This is a genomic window from Mogibacterium sp. CM50, from assembly GCF_000293155.1.
Lineage (GTDB): Bacteria > Bacillota > Clostridia > Peptostreptococcales > Anaerovoracaceae > Mogibacterium > Mogibacterium timidum.
Genome location: NZ_ALNL01000044.1, coordinates 215,659 through 232,134, shown reverse-complemented (window position 1 = coordinate 232,134; position 16,476 = coordinate 215,659). Strand labels below are relative to the sequence as shown.

Sequence of the window (16,476 nt, the reverse complement as noted above, 5' to 3'; positions counted from 1 at the left end):
GGATAGCTGGATTATGACTAAACAGGTTAGATGTGGAAGGATTAAGATTGGCGGCGGTGCGCCAATATCTATCCAGTCCATGACAAATGTGGATACTAGAGACAGTGAGAAGCTGCTCTTTCAGATTAATGAGCTGGAGACAGCAGGCTGTGATATCGTTCGCGTGGCTATACCGGATGAAGCTGCTGCAAAATCGTTCGCCTTGGTTCGTAAACAGACGAAGATGCCGCTTGTTGCCGACATACATTTTAATTACAAGCTTGCTCTGGCGGCTATAGAGGCCGGCGCTGATAAGATCAGAATCAATCCCGGCAATATCGGTAGCGATGAGAAGGTAGCTAGAGTTGTCGAGGCTGCGGCTGATAAGGGAATTCCTATCCGAGTCGGTGTAAATTCCGGTTCGCTGGAGAAGAAGCTCCTGGAGAAGCACGGTGGAGTGACAGCGGCTGCGCTTGCTGAAAGTGCGGTAAATACGCTCGACAAGATAGAACAAATGGGCTTTGATGATCTTGTTCTATCGATTAAATCGTCCAACGTGAAGATAAATTACGATGCGCATATGATGGTCAAGGATATGACGGATCATCCTCTGCATATCGGTATCACCGAGTCAGGTACTCCTGCAAATGGACGTCTCAAGTCCGCAGTAGGCATCGGTTCTCTGCTGCTTGCCGGCGTCGGAGATACGCTTCGAGTTTCGTTAACCGATGACCCTGTAAACGAAGTAATCTTTGGACGCAGAATTCTCGAGACAGTCGGGCTTCGTGAAAAGAGCATCGAGATAGTCTCCTGCCCAACCTGCGGCAGAACCGAGGTCGACCTTATTAACCTGGCCAACGAGGCCGAAGCTCAGCTGAGACCGATTGCCGACAAGAGAGCCGTGCTGGGATTGAAACCTCTCAAGGTTGCTGTTATGGGCTGCGTAGTCAATGGGCCGGGAGAATCCAGAGAAGCGGACTACGGAATAGCCGGAGGCAACATGGAAGGACTCGTATTTGCGCACGGGGAGATAATCGCTAAGGTTCCGGAGAAGCAGTTGATTTCAACATTGATTGAAGTGATCTCGAAGGACGAAAGCTTGATAAATGTATAGGTTGATGGAGATACTGTATATATGATTGATATACCTGATGGAATTCTGATGCCCGAAGAGGTGAGCGCATCTGCAGGTAGGCCTGCTGAAGAGTTAACACTTTCTTTTAAGCATATTTCACTCGATAGAGAAGGACTCGTGCTGGAGCTCGACGTGCTGACCAATTTCGATGTCAGGCCTCAGCTGGAGCACAAGATGAAGGATAGACTTATAAAGACTCTTGGAAATATCACTGATGTCAAGTTCAGCTATTTTTACGACGAGAGCTACGGAGCTTGCAAGCCGTGCTTAGCCGTGAGCGGAGCCAATCCGACTGAAAAGGCTAAGCCTGTAAGCGATGGGGTAATTTTAGGCAAGAGAATCACGATGGCCGAGACATCGTACGAAAATCTTGCCGAGATTTCAGGTGCCCGCACAAAGGTTGCCATCTCCGGCGATGTCTTTGAAATGGAAATCAAAGAGACCAGAAAGAAGAATTTCTGGGTTATGACGCTTAGGATTAATAAGGGACCTCGTGCAGCTGCGGTCAAGGCATTTATCAAGAGCAAGCAGGAGTATGAGACTGTCAGTGAATCGCTCTCCGCCGGAGATACTATAATCGTACAGGGAGATATCAGATATGACGATTATATTCACGAAAATGTGATGATTGCTAACAGCATCAATAGAGGGATAAAGAGCAAGAGAGTTGAAACCTATGATGGCGACAAGAGAGTGGAATTGCATGCTCATACCAGGATGAGCGAAAACGACGGTTTCAACGATGTCGATGAGATGGTTAAACAGGCTGCCGATTGGGGTCAACCGGCGATTGCCATAACAGATCACGGCGTTGTGCAGTCGTTTCCAGATGCGGCTAATACTGCCAAGAAGCTCGCCAAAAAGGGTAAAAAAATCAAAATCCTGTACGGTATGGAGGGATATCTATATCCCGATGACGATGCTTACGATGAGAATGGAAATATCAATCTGAGCAAGAAAAGAAATACCTATCATATTATCCTCATAGCCAAGAATCTGACCGGACTCAAGAACCTATACAAGATAGTTTCGTATACTCATATTGATTATTTCTACAGGAGACCGCAGCTGCCTAGAAGAGTGCTGGATAAATACAAAGATGGGCTGATTATAGGCAGCGCCTGTGAGGCTGGCGAGGTATTTCAGGCAGTGCTTAAGGGTGCAAGTGATGATGAACTGCTCCGGATTGCTTCTTATTACGATTACCTTGAGATTCAGCCTCTCGGCAACAATTTCTTCTTGATAAACAGCGACAGGTATCCCAATGTAACATCCAAACAGGATTTAATCGATCTCAATATGAAGATTGTGGAGCTGGCCGATAAGCTGGGTAAGCCTGTCGTAGCTACTACAGATTCCCATTATCCGGATAAAGAGTCGGCAATATATCGCAACATCGTTATGTCGAGAGTTGGATTTGGCGATACAAATTCCAACTCGCTGTATCTGAGAACTACTGCGGAGATGCTCAAGGAATTCGATTACCTCGGGGAAAGAGCTAAGGAGATAGTAATTGATAATACGAATCTCATCGCTGCGATGACTGAAGAATTTCAACCGGTCCCTGATGAGAAATGCCCGCCAAGCATCGACGGCGCGGATGAGACGCTGCGGAGCACCTGCTACGCAAATGCCGGGAGAATATACGGCGAGCCGCTTCCCGAAGAGATTCGGGAGAGGCTGGACACTGAACTCAACTCTATCATCAGCAACGGATATGCGGTCATGTACGTTGCGGCACAGCTGCTGGTTGAAAAGTCAAATAAAGACGGTTACTTGGTAGGCAGCAGAGGCTCTGTCGGCTCATCGTTTGCAGCTACGATGGCCGGGATCACTGAGGTTAATCCGTTAGAGCCGCATTATATCTGCCCTAAGTGTCACAAGCTGGAGTTTACAAAGAAATTGGATGTGTACGACACCGGTTTTGATATGCCTGACAAGGTATGTGTCAGATGTGGTACCCCTATGGACAAGAACGGACTCAACATTCCGTTTGCGACGTTCCTGGGCTTTAACGGGGACAAGGAGCCTGATATCGACCTCAACTTCGCCGGCGAATATCAGCCGATTGCGCATAAGTTCGTGGGCGAGATATTTGGAGAGAAGAATATCTTTAAGGCCGGAACAGTAGCAACTATCGCTGAAAAGACTGCCTTTGGATATGTTAAGAAGTATGAGGAGGACACCGGCAAGACCTTTTCCAGCTCGGAGGAGCTCATCCTTGCAAATGGGTGCACAGGTACCAAGAGAACTACCGGTCAGCACCCGGGAGGCATCATCGTTGTTCCGGCCGACCGCGAGATATTCGAGTTCTGTCCGGTGCAGAAGCCTGCTAACAACAGGGATGCGGAGTTTATAACTACACATTTCGATTATCACAAGATAGATAAGAACCTGCTGAAGCTGGATATCCTCGGACACGATGTTCCGCAGATGATTAGACATCTGCAGGACATGACAGGGGTGGACCCACTCAAGATAGACATAGCTGACAAGAAAACTCTGAGCATATTTACTTCCATCGATGCGCTCAACATACTGGATCCGGACGAATACGAGTTTAAGCACGGAACGTATGGTATTCCTGAGTTCGGAACCAACTTTACCAGAGGCATGCTGGATGCCATTCAGCCGAAGACAATTTCCGCTCTCATCAAGATTTCCGGCTTCTCGCACGGCACTGACGTGTGGACCAACAATGCCGAGGATCTGATCAAAAGCGGTGTTGCGACCATCGAGGAGCTAATCTCATGTCGTGACGACATCATGAACTATCTGATTATCAAGGGCGTGGACAAGAGCAATGCGTTTAGGATAATGGAGGATGTCCGTAAGAACCGAGAGCTCAAGCAGGATGAGCTGGATATCATGAAGAAACACGGTGTTCCTGACTGGTATGTTGAGTCGTGCAGGACGCTAAAATATCTGTTCCCACGTGCACATGCTGCAGCCTACGTAATAATGGCTCTTCGGATGGCCTGGTTCAAGGTATACTATCCTAGCGCGTTCTACTGCGCATGGTTGTCCACCAAAATCGACAACTTTGATGTGAATGTCGCCGGAGGAGGCATAAACGCCGTAAAGTCGGCTATGAATGCGCTTAATTCTGACGATGACGATACCAGCTCAGCTAAAAAGAAGGAGCTCAAGGTCGTATATGAGGTGATATATGAGCTGCTATCTCGCGGATGTGAGTTCTCAATGCCGGAGCTGGGAGTTTCAGACCCGTGCATGTTCAATGTTGTGGATGACAGGATCAACATTCCTTTTATGGCTGTCACCGGCGTTGGACGGAGTGCTGCTATATCATTGGCAGAGGCGTACAAGGATGCTCCTTTCCTATCTATTGATGAGGTGCAGCGCAAGACTAAGCTGTCAAGCTCCAATATTGAGGACCTCAAGGCATGCGGAGTCTTCGATGATCTTCCCGACAGCGCTCAGGTATCTATATTTGATATGTAGAAATATGTAGAAAAACTTGCAATTTTAAGGTTTATATGATAGCATACATGCGGACGTTGGGAGCGAAAGAGTGGGGCAACCCACTCTTTCACTTATGTTATGACTTTTTCCCGGGAGGAATTATGGCAAAACAGGATGTTGGTGCAAGAATTGAAGGCCTGCTGGATGAGTATCTCGCAGACAAGGAGCTTGAGATATATAACATTGAGTATAAGAAAGAAGGCAAGGACTGGAAGCTTCGCATATATATGGACAAGCCAATAGGCTGTGATTCGGAGTATGTAGACATCAACGAGTGCGAAGATGTTACGCACTTCCTCAGCGACAGGCTGGATGAAGAGGACTTCATCGAGAGAAGCTACACACTCGAGGTTTCCTCGCCGGGATTGGATAGAGAGCTGTTGAAGCCTTCTGACTATGAGAGATTTAAGGGCAGAGATGTAGAAGTCAAGCTATACACAGCTATTGATGGTCGCAAAGAGCTTGCCGGCAGACTGCTCGGTCGTACAGATGAAAGAGTAACTGTAGAGGTTGAAGGACGTGAAGTCGTGATACCTGCTGATAAGATTGCCAAGATAAATTTAGCAGTAATATTTTAGGAGGATTCGATGAATAAAGAGTTTTTGGATGCTCTCACTGAACTTGAGCGTGAGAAAAACATTTCAAAAGAAGACATTATCACTGCGATTGAGGATGCTGTAGAACTCGCATATAAAAAGAACTACGGCAACTACCCTAATGTCAGGGTTTCGGTAGATCGCGAGGATGGCGAGGTTCTTGTTCTGATGAGCAAGGAGGTCGTCGAGGATGTAGAGGACGACATGATGGAGGTTTCCCTAGAGGAGGCCAGATCTTACGACTCCAGATATGAGCTGGGTGACATCATTGAGTATCAGGTGGACCCTAAGGACTTTGGTCGCATCGCTGCACAGACCGCTAAGCAGGTAGTAGTGCAGAGAATCAGAGAAGCTGAGAGACGCAACTCTTACGATGAGTTCGTTAACAAGCAGGGAGAAATCATCACAGCCAAGATTGAGAGAATCAACAACGGAACTATGTTCCTGTCGGTTGGAAATTCCGAGGGTATTCTGCCTCTATCCGAACAGGTGAAGAGCGAGTCTTTCAACGTAGGGGATCGCATCAAGGTATACGTAATAGATGTCAAGAAAGCTACTAAAGGTCCTCAGATATTCCTTTCGAGATCGCATCCCGGCTTAGTTAGAAGGTTGTTTGAGCTTGAGGTTCCGGAAATTGCAGACGGCACAGTTGAAATCAAGGGAGTAGCTCGCGAGGCAGGCTCGAGAACCAAGATTGCCGTATATTCGCACGATGAGAATGTCGATCCTGTCGGTGCATGTGTCGGCAACAGGGGAAGCAGAGTTCAGAATATCGTAGATGAGCTGTTTGGAGAGAAGATTGATATCATCGTATGGGATGAGGATCCGGCTATTCTAATAAGCAACGTGCTCAGACCGGCGGAGGTTGAAGGTGTATACATCAACTACGTGAGCGAGAAGGAAAAGATGGCTACAGCCGTTGTTCCGGAGCAGCAGCTGTCGCTTGCTATCGGTAGAGAAGGCCAGAACGTAAGGCTCGCAGCAAGAGTAAGCGGCTGGAAGATCGATATCAAGAGCAAGGCTCAGCTGGAGGAGAGTGGCTTCGCGTTTGAAGAGTATGAGGACGAGGATGACTCATCGGAAAATGCTGTTAATGAGGTAGAACAGCCGGATAAGAGTCCTGCGGCAGAAGGTCAGATTGCTGCAGAACCGGCAGCTGACGAGGCTGCAGCTCCTGCTGAGGTTGAAGCCGAAGTAGAAGCCGGTACGGAAGCGTAGAGATATGGCTCTAAATGACAATAGAGAACCGATGCGCAGGTGTATCGGCTGCAAGGAGTCACATCCACAAGGAGAGATGTTTAGATTTACATGCCGCGGCATACAAATCTACGAAGATAAAACGGGACATGATGAGGGCAGAGGCGTCTACTTATGCAGAGACGTGTCGTGCATCGAAGCTGCTCGTAAGAGTAGATCGTTCAACAGAGCTTTTCGCAAAGGGTTGGATGACACGAGCTTGAACGAACTGCTCGACGAGATACTGGAGAGAACAAGGAGGTAGCGGATGACAAAAAAGGTTAATGAGCTTATGACAGAACTCGGAGTGTCATATCAGGAGCTCAAGAAGGCCGCTGATACGATGGGAATTGAGGTTAAGACCGAGCGCACTAATCTTGCTCAGAAGGACGCTGACAGACTGAGCGATACCTTTAGCAAGCTCAAGGGGTTGGATTCCAAGTCCGACAAAAATAGCAATAAGCCTAAAATTAAGGCGGCTCCAATAATTAACAAGGATTTTGCACACAAGCCTAAGGCACCTATGGGAAAGCCAATGCCACGCAGGGAAGAAGCTGCAGCTGACAAGGCTGCAGAGGTGTCAGCTAAGGCTGTAGAGGATTCTGGCAGCAAGGAGAAGGTACAGGCTGAGGCTGCTGCAGATGAACCCCAAAAGGCGCCAAAGATCAAGAAAAGCAAGGCTGAAGACAAGAAGCCCGCGAAGAAGGTCAAAGCTGCAGACAATGGTGAGAAGTCGGAGGAAGTATCTAAGAAGGCTGCCAAAACAGAGGAAAAGGCTAAAGATAAGAAGTCAGAGAAGAAGGATGAACCATACGAAAATGCTCCTAATAAGCCAATGCGCTTCAAGAAGATTTTCGACGCGTCAACAGCTCCTAAGGAAGAGTCTAAGAGCTCACGCAAGAAGTCCGGTGACAAGAAAGACGGCAAGAAGGCTGAACGTGGGGGCAGGAGAAACGATCGAAACGGACAGGGCGGCAAGAGCTCCGAGTCCAGACAAGGGAAAAATTCTTCCAGGCCACAGAGTTCATCGCGTGCAGATGCACCTATGGTTGATAAGCCGCAGAAGGGCAAGAGCAAGAAGTTTTTCGACAAGGATAAGGACAAGGATAGAGATAAGTTCAAGCACGAAAAACGTAGCGAAGGAAAGAGCCGTTCACGCTTCTTCGATGAGAGAAACCTCGAGAAGCAGGTTAAGCATAGAAAGAAAAAGGCACCAAAGGTTACGGAGCCTGAGGTTGAGATTGAAGAGCTGCTGCCGGAAGGTACTGTTGCAGTCACAGCTCCAATCACCGTTGCCGGTCTGGCTGAGCAGGCCGAGATATCTGTAAGCAAGATCATCATGTCTCTGATGAAGCTGGGCATCATGGCAACTGTGAATCAGACTCTCGACAAGGATACGATTGAAATGCTGGCTGAGGATCTGGGGATACAGGTTGTCGTGACCGAAGAGCATGAGGAGGTCGTTGAGGAAGGGCTGGATCTGCACGAGGATAAGGAAAGCGAACTCAAACCTCGCGCACCGATCATCACTGTAATGGGGCACGTTGATCACGGCAAGACTTCGCTGCTCGATGCTATCCGTAACACCAATGTTACAGCCGGTGAGTCCGGAGGAATAACACAGCACATCGGTGCTTCTGAGGTCAAGATCAACGGCAAGAAAATTGTATTCCTCGATACTCCGGGACACGAAGCGTTTACGACTATGCGTGCTAGAGGCGCACAGGTTACTGACATCGCAGTGCTTGTAGTTGCGGCTGACGATAGCGTTAAGCCTCAGACAGTTGAGTCTATCAGCCATGCAAAGGCAGCTAATGTTCCTATCATCGTAGCTATCAACAAGATTGATAAGCCGGGTGCAAATATAGATAGAGTTAAGAAGGATCTCGCCGATCACGGAGTTCTCGTTGAAGACTGGGGTGGCGATGTGATCAGCGTTCCGGTTTCAGCCAAGAAGGGCGAAGGGATAACTGATCTGCTGGAGATGATTCTGCTGCAGGCAGAGGTGCTGGAGCTGCGCGCAAATCCGGACAGACTCGCTATGGGTACTGTTATCGAAGCAAGACTCGACAAGAGCAAGGGACCTATCGCTACTCTGCTCGTTACCAACGGTACACTCAAGGCCGGTCAGAGTGTAGTAGCCGGAACAACATCCGGTAAAATACGGGTTATGACGAACTTCCGCGGTGAGACAATCAGAAAGGCTCTCCCGGCTACACCTGTTGAGATTCTGGGACTTTCGGATGTTCCAATGGCGGGAGATTCCTTCAACGCCGTTAAGGATGATAAGGTTGCTCGAGAAATCGCTGAAAGCAGACAGGAGAAGGTGAGAGAGGATATACTTGCCAAGAACTCAAGCACAACTCTGGAGAAGCTGTTCTCCCAGATTCAGGAGGGCGAGACCAAGGAGCTCAACCTCATCATCAAGGGGGACGTGCAGGGATCTGTCGGTGCTATCATATCGTCGCTTGAGAAGCTGGACACAGCTGACGTGCGTGTAAATGTAGTTCACTCCGGAGTCGGTACTGTTACTGAGTCTGATGTAATGCTCGCAGAGACCTCCGGAGCTATCATCATAGGCTTCAATGTCAGACCTACTACGGCAGTTCAGACTCGTGCTGATGATGCAGAAATTGAAATCAGAACGTACCGTGTAATCTACGACATCATCGATGATGTACAGAACGCTATGAAGGGTATGCTTGATCCGGAGTATAAAGAAGAAATACTCGGTAAGGCTGAGATCAGAGAGATATTTAAGGTTCCTAACCTTGGAATCGTCGGTGGTGCATACATCATCGAGGGTAAGGTTAAGAGAAATGCACAGATTCGTCTCGTAAGAGATGGAATCGTAATACACGAGGGCACTATCTCGTCATTGCGCAGATTTAAGGATGACGTAAAGGAGGTTGCTCAGGGGTATGAGTGTGGTCTGGGTATAGAGTCATATAACGATATCAAGCCAAGTGATATTATCGAGTGCTTCCACATGGTGGAAATAGAGAGGTAATATGGGTAGAAATTACAGACAGGGCAGACTTGGAGAGGAGATAAAAAAGTGTATCTCAGGTTATCTCCTCAACGGAATTAAGGATCCTAGATTGTCTGCCAGAATCATAACAATTTCAGCGGTTGAGGTGTCTAGCGACGGGAGCTATGCTACCGTTTATTTCACACCTCTTACGCTGTCTGATGAAGACAGCCGAGAAGTTGCAAAGGAAGTTCTGACTGCATTTAACAGTGCAAAGGGCTTGTTTAGAACCAAAATTTCCCATGATATCAAGTTGAGGCACGCTCCGGAGCTGAACTTCAAGCTGGATTCATCCATGGAATACGGCAGACATATCGATGAGATTATTGATGGATTCAACAAACCGGAAGGTAATAAAAATGACTAATAACACTTATCTGGAAATTGCTGATAATCTGCTTAAGTCAGAAAAGATTCTGATATTTCCTCACGAAAATATGGATGGCGACTGCCTCGGTTCTGCCGCTGCACTGTGTCAGATGATGCGCAACAGCGGAAAGGAAGCGTATGTTGTCGCTGATGGCAAGACTCCGCGGAATCTTGACTTTCTGGAGAGCGGTACATTGACCAGCAACAAGGATGTCTTTAATGAGTATGACCTCGCAGTTTTGGTCGACTGCGGCAGTAGGAGCAGAATCGGAGACCGTGCGGCTGTCTTTGACAGAGGCAGGGTAAAGGCAGTTATCGATCATCATGGTGTCTCAGAGCAGGATACTGCTTTTGATTTTGGCGTTATTGAACCTAGTTCGGCAGCGACTGCGGAGCTGGTGTATCTTATAGCCAAGGAGATGGGGGTTGAGATAACTCTGCCTATCGCGCGATGTGTATTTGCAGCCATAAATACGGACACTGGCAGCTTTCAGCATTCAAATACTACAGCCAGGACTCATGTAATTGTCAGTGAGCTCTACGACATTGATGGATTTGACGGAAACGAAATCACTCAGCTGCTATACAACAGACAATCGCTCGGTTCAATTCAGCTTGAAGGCAGAGTGATTTCCGGCATGAAGGTGTGTGCTGGCGGCAAGCTTGCGATAGGTGCAGTCACCCGACAGCTCCTTGATGAAACCGACACGGATATGAGTGAGTCTGAGGGAATAGTTCAGAAGCTCATGAGCATTGATGGTGTCGAGATAGGCTGTATACTCAAGGAAACGGATGCGAACACTGTCAGAGTCAGTTTGCGAGCAAAGTCCTATGCCAATGTTGCACGTGTCGCGCAGAGCTACGGCGGCGGTGGACACGTGCGGGCTGCGGGTTTTACCTTTGAAGGAACTGTAGACGAAGCGGTTGTTGATGTTTCAAGGGCTCTCGAAGCAGAGCTTGATAGGGCAAATGATGAAAAATAGCGGTGTTATCAATATTAACAAGCCTGAGGGCTACACCTCGCATGATGTGGTTGCCAGGCTTAGGCGTAGGCTTGGCATCAAGCGTGTGGGGCATACGGGAACTCTCGATCCTATGGCGACGGGAGTTCTTCCTGTATGTTACGGTAAGTCGACGAGAATTATCGAGTATTACGACCATGATTGGAAGACCTATGAGGCCGAGCTTGAGCTGGGGAAGGTAAGTGATACGCTCGATTCTACCGGTGAAGTTGTCGAAGAGCGTTCGGCTGCAGGAGTTACACGTGAGGATGTTCTCGCACTTGAGCCTATGTACAGAGGCACTATAACGCAGATTCCGCCAAGGTATTCCGCTCTTAAAATCAACGGTCGACCTCTCTACAAGTATGCTCGTGAGGGACAGGAGATCGACATCGACTCCAAAAAGCGCGAGATTGAAATCCGCAGCTTTGCATTTACGAGCATTGATATTCCCACAAGAAAGGTTTCCTTTACCGTAACCTGCTCGAAGGGCACCTACATAAGGAGCATCTGTGCAGAGATAGGCGAGCTTCTCGGTACAGGTGCAGTGATGACTAAGCTTGAAAGGACGAGAAGCGGGGTATTTGAGATTGTAGATGCCTATAATCTCGATGATGTGCTGGCGATGAACGATGAGGAACTGGAGAAAATAGTAATAGATTGCGACTCGACTATTATCAACCTCAGGAAGCTGGTGCTGAAAGAGGGGAGCGAACCGTTTTATTTTAATGGCAGGAAGATTGAACCTCGGTATTATTCTTCAGCAGGCAGTGATTCCTTTGAAAATGCGAATGACGGGGATATCTTTCCGGATTTGTACAGGCTTTATGACGTACATGGAGAATTTCTCGGAACCTGTCGTATGCTTGAGGATGGCGTTTTAAAACCGGAAAAGGTAATTGGTAACAGAGATTAATATGAAGGTGTATAGATCACTTGCAGATATTAATATTGAATTTGCGACTGCTGTCGCACTCGGGAACTTTGATGGAGTCCATATTGGGCATCAGCAGATTTTGGATGCGGCTGTAGATCTGGCCGGAAAGCTCGGAGCTGTTCCGGCCTGCTTTACTTTCTCCAATCATCCGCGGGAGCTGTTTGCCGGTGACGCTGAGTTGAGAGACAAAATTCTCTTCATCTCCGGCGATGAAGAGAAGCTGCAATTACTCGAACAAGCCGGCATACAGGTCGTATTTGATGTTCCCTTTGATGAATTTACAATGAATATGTCTCCTGAGGTATTCATTAAAGAGATTCTATGTGATAAGCTTAACGCCAAGGGTGTATCTTGTGGCTTTAACTACAGGTTTGGCGCAAGGGCTAGTGGGGATGAAAAGCTTTTGTCGCAGCTAGGAGTCGGCTACGGATATGAAACAAGAGTAATCCGGCCGGTAAAGGTGGGCGGAGAGGTTGTAAGCTCGACGTATATCCGTTGCGCTGTCGAAGCCGGAGACCTTGTCAAGGCTAATGAAGCTCTGGGCAGGCCTTTCAGCATTAGCGGTATAGTCGTTCAGGGAAACCATATCGGTTCCGCTATTGGATTCCCGACGGCTAATGTCCGGCTGAGTAAACGAAAGGTTGCACCGCTTAACGGAGTATATTTTACGCGGACGACGATCGGCGGCAAGTCATATTGCAGCATCTCAAACGTTGGGACGAAGCCTACGATAGGTGAGTATGAGAAGTCTGTTGAAACCAATATATTTGGAATTGACCATGATTTGTACGGCCAAAGTGTGAAGATCGAATTTCTGCAGCTGCTGAGACCTGAGATTAAGTTCGATTCAATAGAGCAGCTTGCCGTGCAAATTGCCGATGATATCAAGTCCGCGAGGAGATTTCATGGTATCGAATAACCCGGGTAGTGATAATCGTATAGATAGAGAACATAATAAAGAGGTACTTTTAGCAGAGAAAATTATAGCCGCAGCACAGGACAAAATTGTCGGAGGTATGCGGTTTATGGACTCTGCTGTTTTTGCGCTTAAGGGAGTTTGTCTTGGAGACGCAGCTGTGAATACGCTTATGACGGATGGTTCAAAGCTGTATTATAATCCGCGCGTCATTTTCGACAGAGCTGAGCATGGATTATCGTGTTTTACACACGACTATATGCATATCCTGCTCCACTGCGTATTCAAGCACTATTTCGTAACGGGCAGAGTTAACATGAGATACTGGAATCTGGCCGCAGACATTGCCGTTGAAGAGCTTATCGAGTCGCTGGGGCTCAGCTGCTTCAATACACCGGCAAGCAGCGAGCGGCGTGATGAGCTGCATAAAATAAGGATTAAGCGCGGCAGACTGTCGGCTGACAGGCTGTACAGGTCATTTCTTAATGACCCACCAATAGAGGCAGAGATTAACACCATGACGGATCTCTTTACCGTGGACGATCACAGATTTTGGTACAGAGATGTTCATCATAGCATTGATATGGCTGATTCTGAAGTTTCAGACAGCTCCGATGTAAAAAGAGAATGCAATCGGGATGCTGATTTATACGATAAAAATTCAGATTATGATTCAAGCCCAGATGATATAAACGAGCTTGAGATTGAAAGAGTGGATGAGGCTGATGCGAACGATGGCAATGCTGACGGTGCTGCTTTGCGGGCAGATCAGGATTGGGACAAGATCAGAGATATGGTCAAGACAGCTCTTGAGATGGATGACTCCGGGTTCGGGGAAGCCGGCGGCAGCATGCAGAAGGAGCTTAGGCGTGCGGAGGAGAAGCAGGTTGACTACAGCGCATTTCTCAGAAAGTTTGCAGCCATGCACGAGACGCTCAAGATTGATGACAATGCATTCGACTACATCATGTACACATACGGTTTAGAAAGGTATAAGGATATGCCGCTGATAGAGCCGCTGGAGTACAGGGATGAAAAGAACATCAGGGATCTGGTCATTGCCATAGATACGTCCGGTTCGACGGACGGTGAGCTAGTCAAGAAGTTCGTGGACAAGAGCTTCGAGATACTGGGCAGCTCTGAGATATTTGGCAACAGATTCAATATCCACGTGATACAATGTGACGCAGAGATACAGGATGATACGGTGCTGCGCACAAGAGAAGATGTGAATAGTTTTCTGCAAAATATCGAGATCAAGGGTCTGGGGGGTACCGACTTCCGCCCGGTGTTTAGTTATATAAATGAACTCATACAGCACAAGGAGATTCGCAATCTGCGCGGGCTGCTGTATTTTACAGATGGAAAGGGCACATATCCGAAGCGCAAGCCTCCATACGATACAGCGTTTATATTTGCAGATGATGAGGCTTATTCGGATGATGTGCCGGCATGGGCAATGAAGGTGTATTTTGATGAGTGAAGTACGTAATCATGTGGAAAGGGAGATAATTTGAACATACAGGAAGCAAAGAATCAGGTGAAATACGCAGTTATTTCATACCTGTCAAAGGATGAATTTGGTGAATATAGAATACAGGTAGAGAGACAGAGACCGATGTTCCTTGTCGGCCCGCCCGGTGTCGGCAAGACCGAGATCATGTCTCAGGTTGCCGAGGAGATGGATATCGCACTTGTTTCATACTCGATGACGCACCATACGAGACAGAGTGCAATCGGTCTGCCTTTTATCTCTGAACATCAGTATGGAGACGAGACCTACAGGACTACTGAGTACACGATGAGCGAAATTATCGCCAGTGTCTACGATAAGATGAAGGAGACCGGCAAGCATGAGGGAATATTATTCCTCGACGAGATTAACTGTGTTTCAGAAACGCTCGCGCCTTCAATGCTGCAGTTCCTGCAGATGAAGACCTTTGGTCGTCACAGGCTGCCGGAGGGCTGGGTTGTGATAACGGCGGGAAATCCACTGGAGTACAACAGTTCGGCAAGAGAATTTGACCTTGCTACGATGGATCGGCTTAAGCGAATAGATGTGGAACCGGAGCTCGATCCGTGGCTTGCTTACGCAAGGACAAATGCAGTTCATGCTTCGGTGCTCAACTATCTGAGCGTCAAAAAAGATGACTTCTACAGCGTGAGACTTACAGTTGACGGCAAGCTGTTTGTCACAGCAAGAGGCTGGGTTGACTTATCCGAGATGATATACTTATATGAGCAGAACGATATAGACGTGAATATAGAGCTTGTAAGCCAGTACATACAGGATGAACGCATAGCGCGTGACTTCACTTCGTATTATGACCTTTTCTATCGATATCGCAGAGAATACGATATCGTGGGTATACTTGAAGGCGAGGGCTTAGATGAAGCGGCTTCCAAGCTGGTCAGGACATCCTTCGATGAGCGCATTACCGTCGTGAGATTGCTATGTGATGCGCTTGCGTCCGAATTTAGAAAGGAATATGTTCGCTCCGGAGTAATTGAAGAGGTTATGAACAGAATTAAGCTTAATAAGGACGAGCTTCTGGGTGCCGGCATTGATGACGCTGCCGGAATTCTGAAGAGCATAGCGGCAGAGATGGACGACGAGCTGAGAGAGAGTAAAAAGGCACATTCTGTATCAAGGATGAACGAACGCATTGCCAGAAAATCTATTCAGACTATGCGCGACATCAGACAGCATATAGTAGGAGGCATAGGAGAAGCAGCGTCTATAATCACCTCCGAGATGGGCAAGCTTAACGATGAACGCAACAGTCTCGTCAAGTCGGTAAATACTCGCCTCAGCAATGCTTTTGTATTTATAGATAAAGCTTTTGAAAGCGATAACGAGATGACGATATTTGTGAGAACGCTTTCCGAGGATAAGTTCAGCGCAGGCTTTCTCGCTAGGCACGGCAACGAAGAATATTCGAGATGGAGCAAGCGCCTTATCATGAGTGACAGGGAGCAGGAACTGGCTTCCGAGATTGCCGGCATCGGCGAGTAAGGGGGAGCTATGCCAAAGTTGATAGCAGGACATATCCTTGTAAATTACGACGAAAACGTATCACGTGTCATTATTCCGAATTTCGTGTATTCAATCGCTGATAAGGCTTTTTCCGAGCGTGGGAATATCAAGGCTGTAGAGATGGGAGCTTCTATTACCGGCATTGGGAATTATGCGTTTAGAATGTGCTATGGCATGAGGGAGATAGTGCTGCCGGAAGAGGTGGAGGAATTTGGAGTCGGCGTCTTCGAGAATTGCTGGGCGCTGGAAAGCGTGGCACTTCCGAGTGGGGTCAAGCGAATAGATAGAGATATGTTCCTCGAATGCAATGCTCTGCGAGATATATTTATACCTGATAGCGTATCAGAGATTGATGCTACGGCATTTGACCAGACACCGTTACTTGAGAGGCTTGTCATTAGTCCGGCAAGGCTGGGTATACTTCCGGCGTCGCATAGAGACTTGGCGGTGCTGACATACATGGCAGAGCACAGCGATGATGAACCGGCAGAGGCTGACGGCAGCGTATTGATCAGCGAGTACGCTCAGACGCATGGTGACACAATTATGCGTCTTGCGATTGGACATTCGAATGCCGGAGCTATAAGGTATATGATTAGAGCAAGCCTGATTCGTTCAGAACAGATAGCGGAGCTGGTTGATCTGGCGGCCGGGCTGAAGAACTCCGAGATTGTAGCGATGCTGATCGATGAACAAGACAAGCTTAGGGCTGTGGGAGCCGAACCGGCTGAAGAGGAATGGAATCCGTTTGCATAG

13 protein-coding genes are annotated in these 16,476 nt (G+C 47.8%); all 13 read left to right on the top strand.

All coding sequences use genetic code 11. The annotated features are described in order from the left end of the window. The first annotated feature begins 13 nt into the window (after positions 1 to 13). The 13 genes from ispG to HMPREF1152_RS08380 all read left to right on the top strand — a co-directional run bounded on the left by ispG (position 14) and on the right by HMPREF1152_RS08380 (position 16,476). Positions 14 to 1,093, top strand: a complete 1,080-nt coding sequence (gene ispG / locus HMPREF1152_RS08440) for a flavodoxin-dependent (E)-4-hydroxy-3-methylbut-2-enyl-diphosphate synthase (RefSeq protein ID WP_009644721.1) — start codon at positions 14 to 16, stop codon at positions 1,091 to 1,093. Between the two features lie 21 nt (positions 1,094 to 1,114). Next, the gene (locus HMPREF1152_RS08435; protein WP_009644638.1) at positions 1,115 to 4,576 is read left to right on the top strand and encodes a PolC-type DNA polymerase III; all 3,462 of its coding nucleotides are present in this window, start codon (positions 1,115 to 1,117) and stop codon (positions 4,574 to 4,576) included. A gap of 122 nt (positions 4,577 to 4,698) precedes the next feature. Next, a complete protein-coding gene (rimP, locus tag HMPREF1152_RS08430; RefSeq protein WP_009644703.1) occupies positions 4,699 to 5,175 on the top strand; it encodes a ribosome maturation factor RimP in 477 nt (158 codons plus the stop codon). 9 nt (positions 5,176 to 5,184) lie between these two features. Further along, positions 5,185 to 6,411 carry a transcription termination factor NusA gene (nusA, locus tag HMPREF1152_RS08425; protein WP_009644713.1) on the top strand — a complete coding sequence of 409 codons (1,227 nt, stop codon included), beginning with the start codon at positions 5,185 to 5,187 and terminating at the stop codon, positions 6,409 to 6,411. Positions 6,412 to 6,415: 4 nt separating this feature from the next. After that, positions 6,416 to 6,694 carry a YlxR family protein gene (locus tag HMPREF1152_RS08420; protein ID WP_009644786.1) on the top strand — a complete coding sequence of 93 codons (279 nt, stop codon included), beginning with the start codon at positions 6,416 to 6,418 and terminating at the stop codon, positions 6,692 to 6,694. Positions 6,695 to 6,697: 3 nt separating this feature from the next. Next, positions 6,698 to 9,439: a translation initiation factor IF-2 gene (infB, locus tag HMPREF1152_RS08415; protein WP_009644859.1), complete on the top strand. Its 2,742-nt coding sequence runs from the start codon at positions 6,698 to 6,700 to the stop codon at positions 9,437 to 9,439. Position 9,440: 1 nt separating this feature from the next. Next, positions 9,441 to 9,827, top strand: a complete 387-nt coding sequence (gene rbfA, locus HMPREF1152_RS08410; RefSeq protein WP_009644646.1) for a 30S ribosome-binding factor RbfA — start codon at positions 9,441 to 9,443, stop codon at positions 9,825 to 9,827. Continuing rightward, positions 9,820 to 10,812, top strand: coding sequence for a DHH family phosphoesterase (locus tag HMPREF1152_RS08405; RefSeq protein ID WP_009644608.1), 993 nt, complete (start codon positions 9,820 to 9,822; stop codon positions 10,810 to 10,812). The genes rbfA and HMPREF1152_RS08405 overlap by 8 nt, the downstream gene beginning before the upstream one ends. Then, positions 10,802 to 11,746: a tRNA pseudouridine(55) synthase TruB gene (gene truB, locus HMPREF1152_RS08400; RefSeq protein ID WP_009644785.1), complete on the top strand. Its 945-nt coding sequence runs from the start codon at positions 10,802 to 10,804 to the stop codon at positions 11,744 to 11,746. The genes HMPREF1152_RS08405 and truB overlap by 11 nt, the downstream gene beginning before the upstream one ends. A gap of 1 nt (position 11,747) precedes the next feature. After that, positions 11,748 to 12,686, top strand: a complete 939-nt coding sequence (locus HMPREF1152_RS08395; protein WP_009644717.1) for a bifunctional riboflavin kinase/FAD synthetase — start codon at positions 11,748 to 11,750, stop codon at positions 12,684 to 12,686. Further along, positions 12,673 to 14,166 carry a vWA domain-containing protein gene (locus HMPREF1152_RS09110; RefSeq protein ID WP_009644598.1) on the top strand — a complete coding sequence of 498 codons (1,494 nt, stop codon included), beginning with the start codon at positions 12,673 to 12,675 and terminating at the stop codon, positions 14,164 to 14,166. The genes HMPREF1152_RS08395 and HMPREF1152_RS09110 overlap by 14 nt, the downstream gene beginning before the upstream one ends. 30 nt (positions 14,167 to 14,196) lie before the next feature. After that, positions 14,197 to 15,699 (top strand): ATP-binding protein, encoded by a 1,503-nt coding sequence (locus HMPREF1152_RS08385; RefSeq protein ID WP_009644858.1) that lies wholly within the window; start codon positions 14,197 to 14,199, stop codon positions 15,697 to 15,699. Between the two features lie 9 nt (positions 15,700 to 15,708). After that, positions 15,709 to 16,476, top strand: coding sequence for a leucine-rich repeat domain-containing protein (locus HMPREF1152_RS08380; RefSeq protein ID WP_009644643.1), 768 nt, complete (start codon positions 15,709 to 15,711; stop codon positions 16,474 to 16,476).

Coding starts and splice junctions, on each gene's coding strand:
- ispG (WP_009644721.1), top strand. CDS start 14: ATGACTAAACAGGTTAGATGTGGAAGGATTAAGATTGGCGGCGGTGCG.
- HMPREF1152_RS08435 (WP_009644638.1), top strand. CDS start 1,115: ATGATTGATATACCTGATGGAATTCTGATGCCCGAAGAGGTGAGCGCA.
- rimP (WP_009644703.1), top strand. CDS start 4,699: ATGGCAAAACAGGATGTTGGTGCAAGAATTGAAGGCCTGCTGGATGAG.
- nusA (WP_009644713.1), top strand. CDS start 5,185: ATGAATAAAGAGTTTTTGGATGCTCTCACTGAACTTGAGCGTGAGAAA.
- HMPREF1152_RS08420 (WP_009644786.1), top strand. CDS start 6,416: ATGGCTCTAAATGACAATAGAGAACCGATGCGCAGGTGTATCGGCTGC.
- infB (WP_009644859.1), top strand. CDS start 6,698: ATGACAAAAAAGGTTAATGAGCTTATGACAGAACTCGGAGTGTCATAT.
- rbfA (WP_009644646.1), top strand. CDS start 9,441: ATGGGTAGAAATTACAGACAGGGCAGACTTGGAGAGGAGATAAAAAAG.
- HMPREF1152_RS08405 (WP_009644608.1), top strand. CDS start 9,820: ATGACTAATAACACTTATCTGGAAATTGCTGATAATCTGCTTAAGTCA.
- truB (WP_009644785.1), top strand. CDS start 10,802: ATGAAAAATAGCGGTGTTATCAATATTAACAAGCCTGAGGGCTACACC.
- HMPREF1152_RS08395 (WP_009644717.1), top strand. CDS start 11,748: ATGAAGGTGTATAGATCACTTGCAGATATTAATATTGAATTTGCGACT.
- HMPREF1152_RS09110 (WP_009644598.1), top strand. CDS start 12,673: ATGGTATCGAATAACCCGGGTAGTGATAATCGTATAGATAGAGAACAT.
- HMPREF1152_RS08380 (WP_009644643.1), top strand. CDS start 15,709: ATGCCAAAGTTGATAGCAGGACATATCCTTGTAAATTACGACGAAAAC.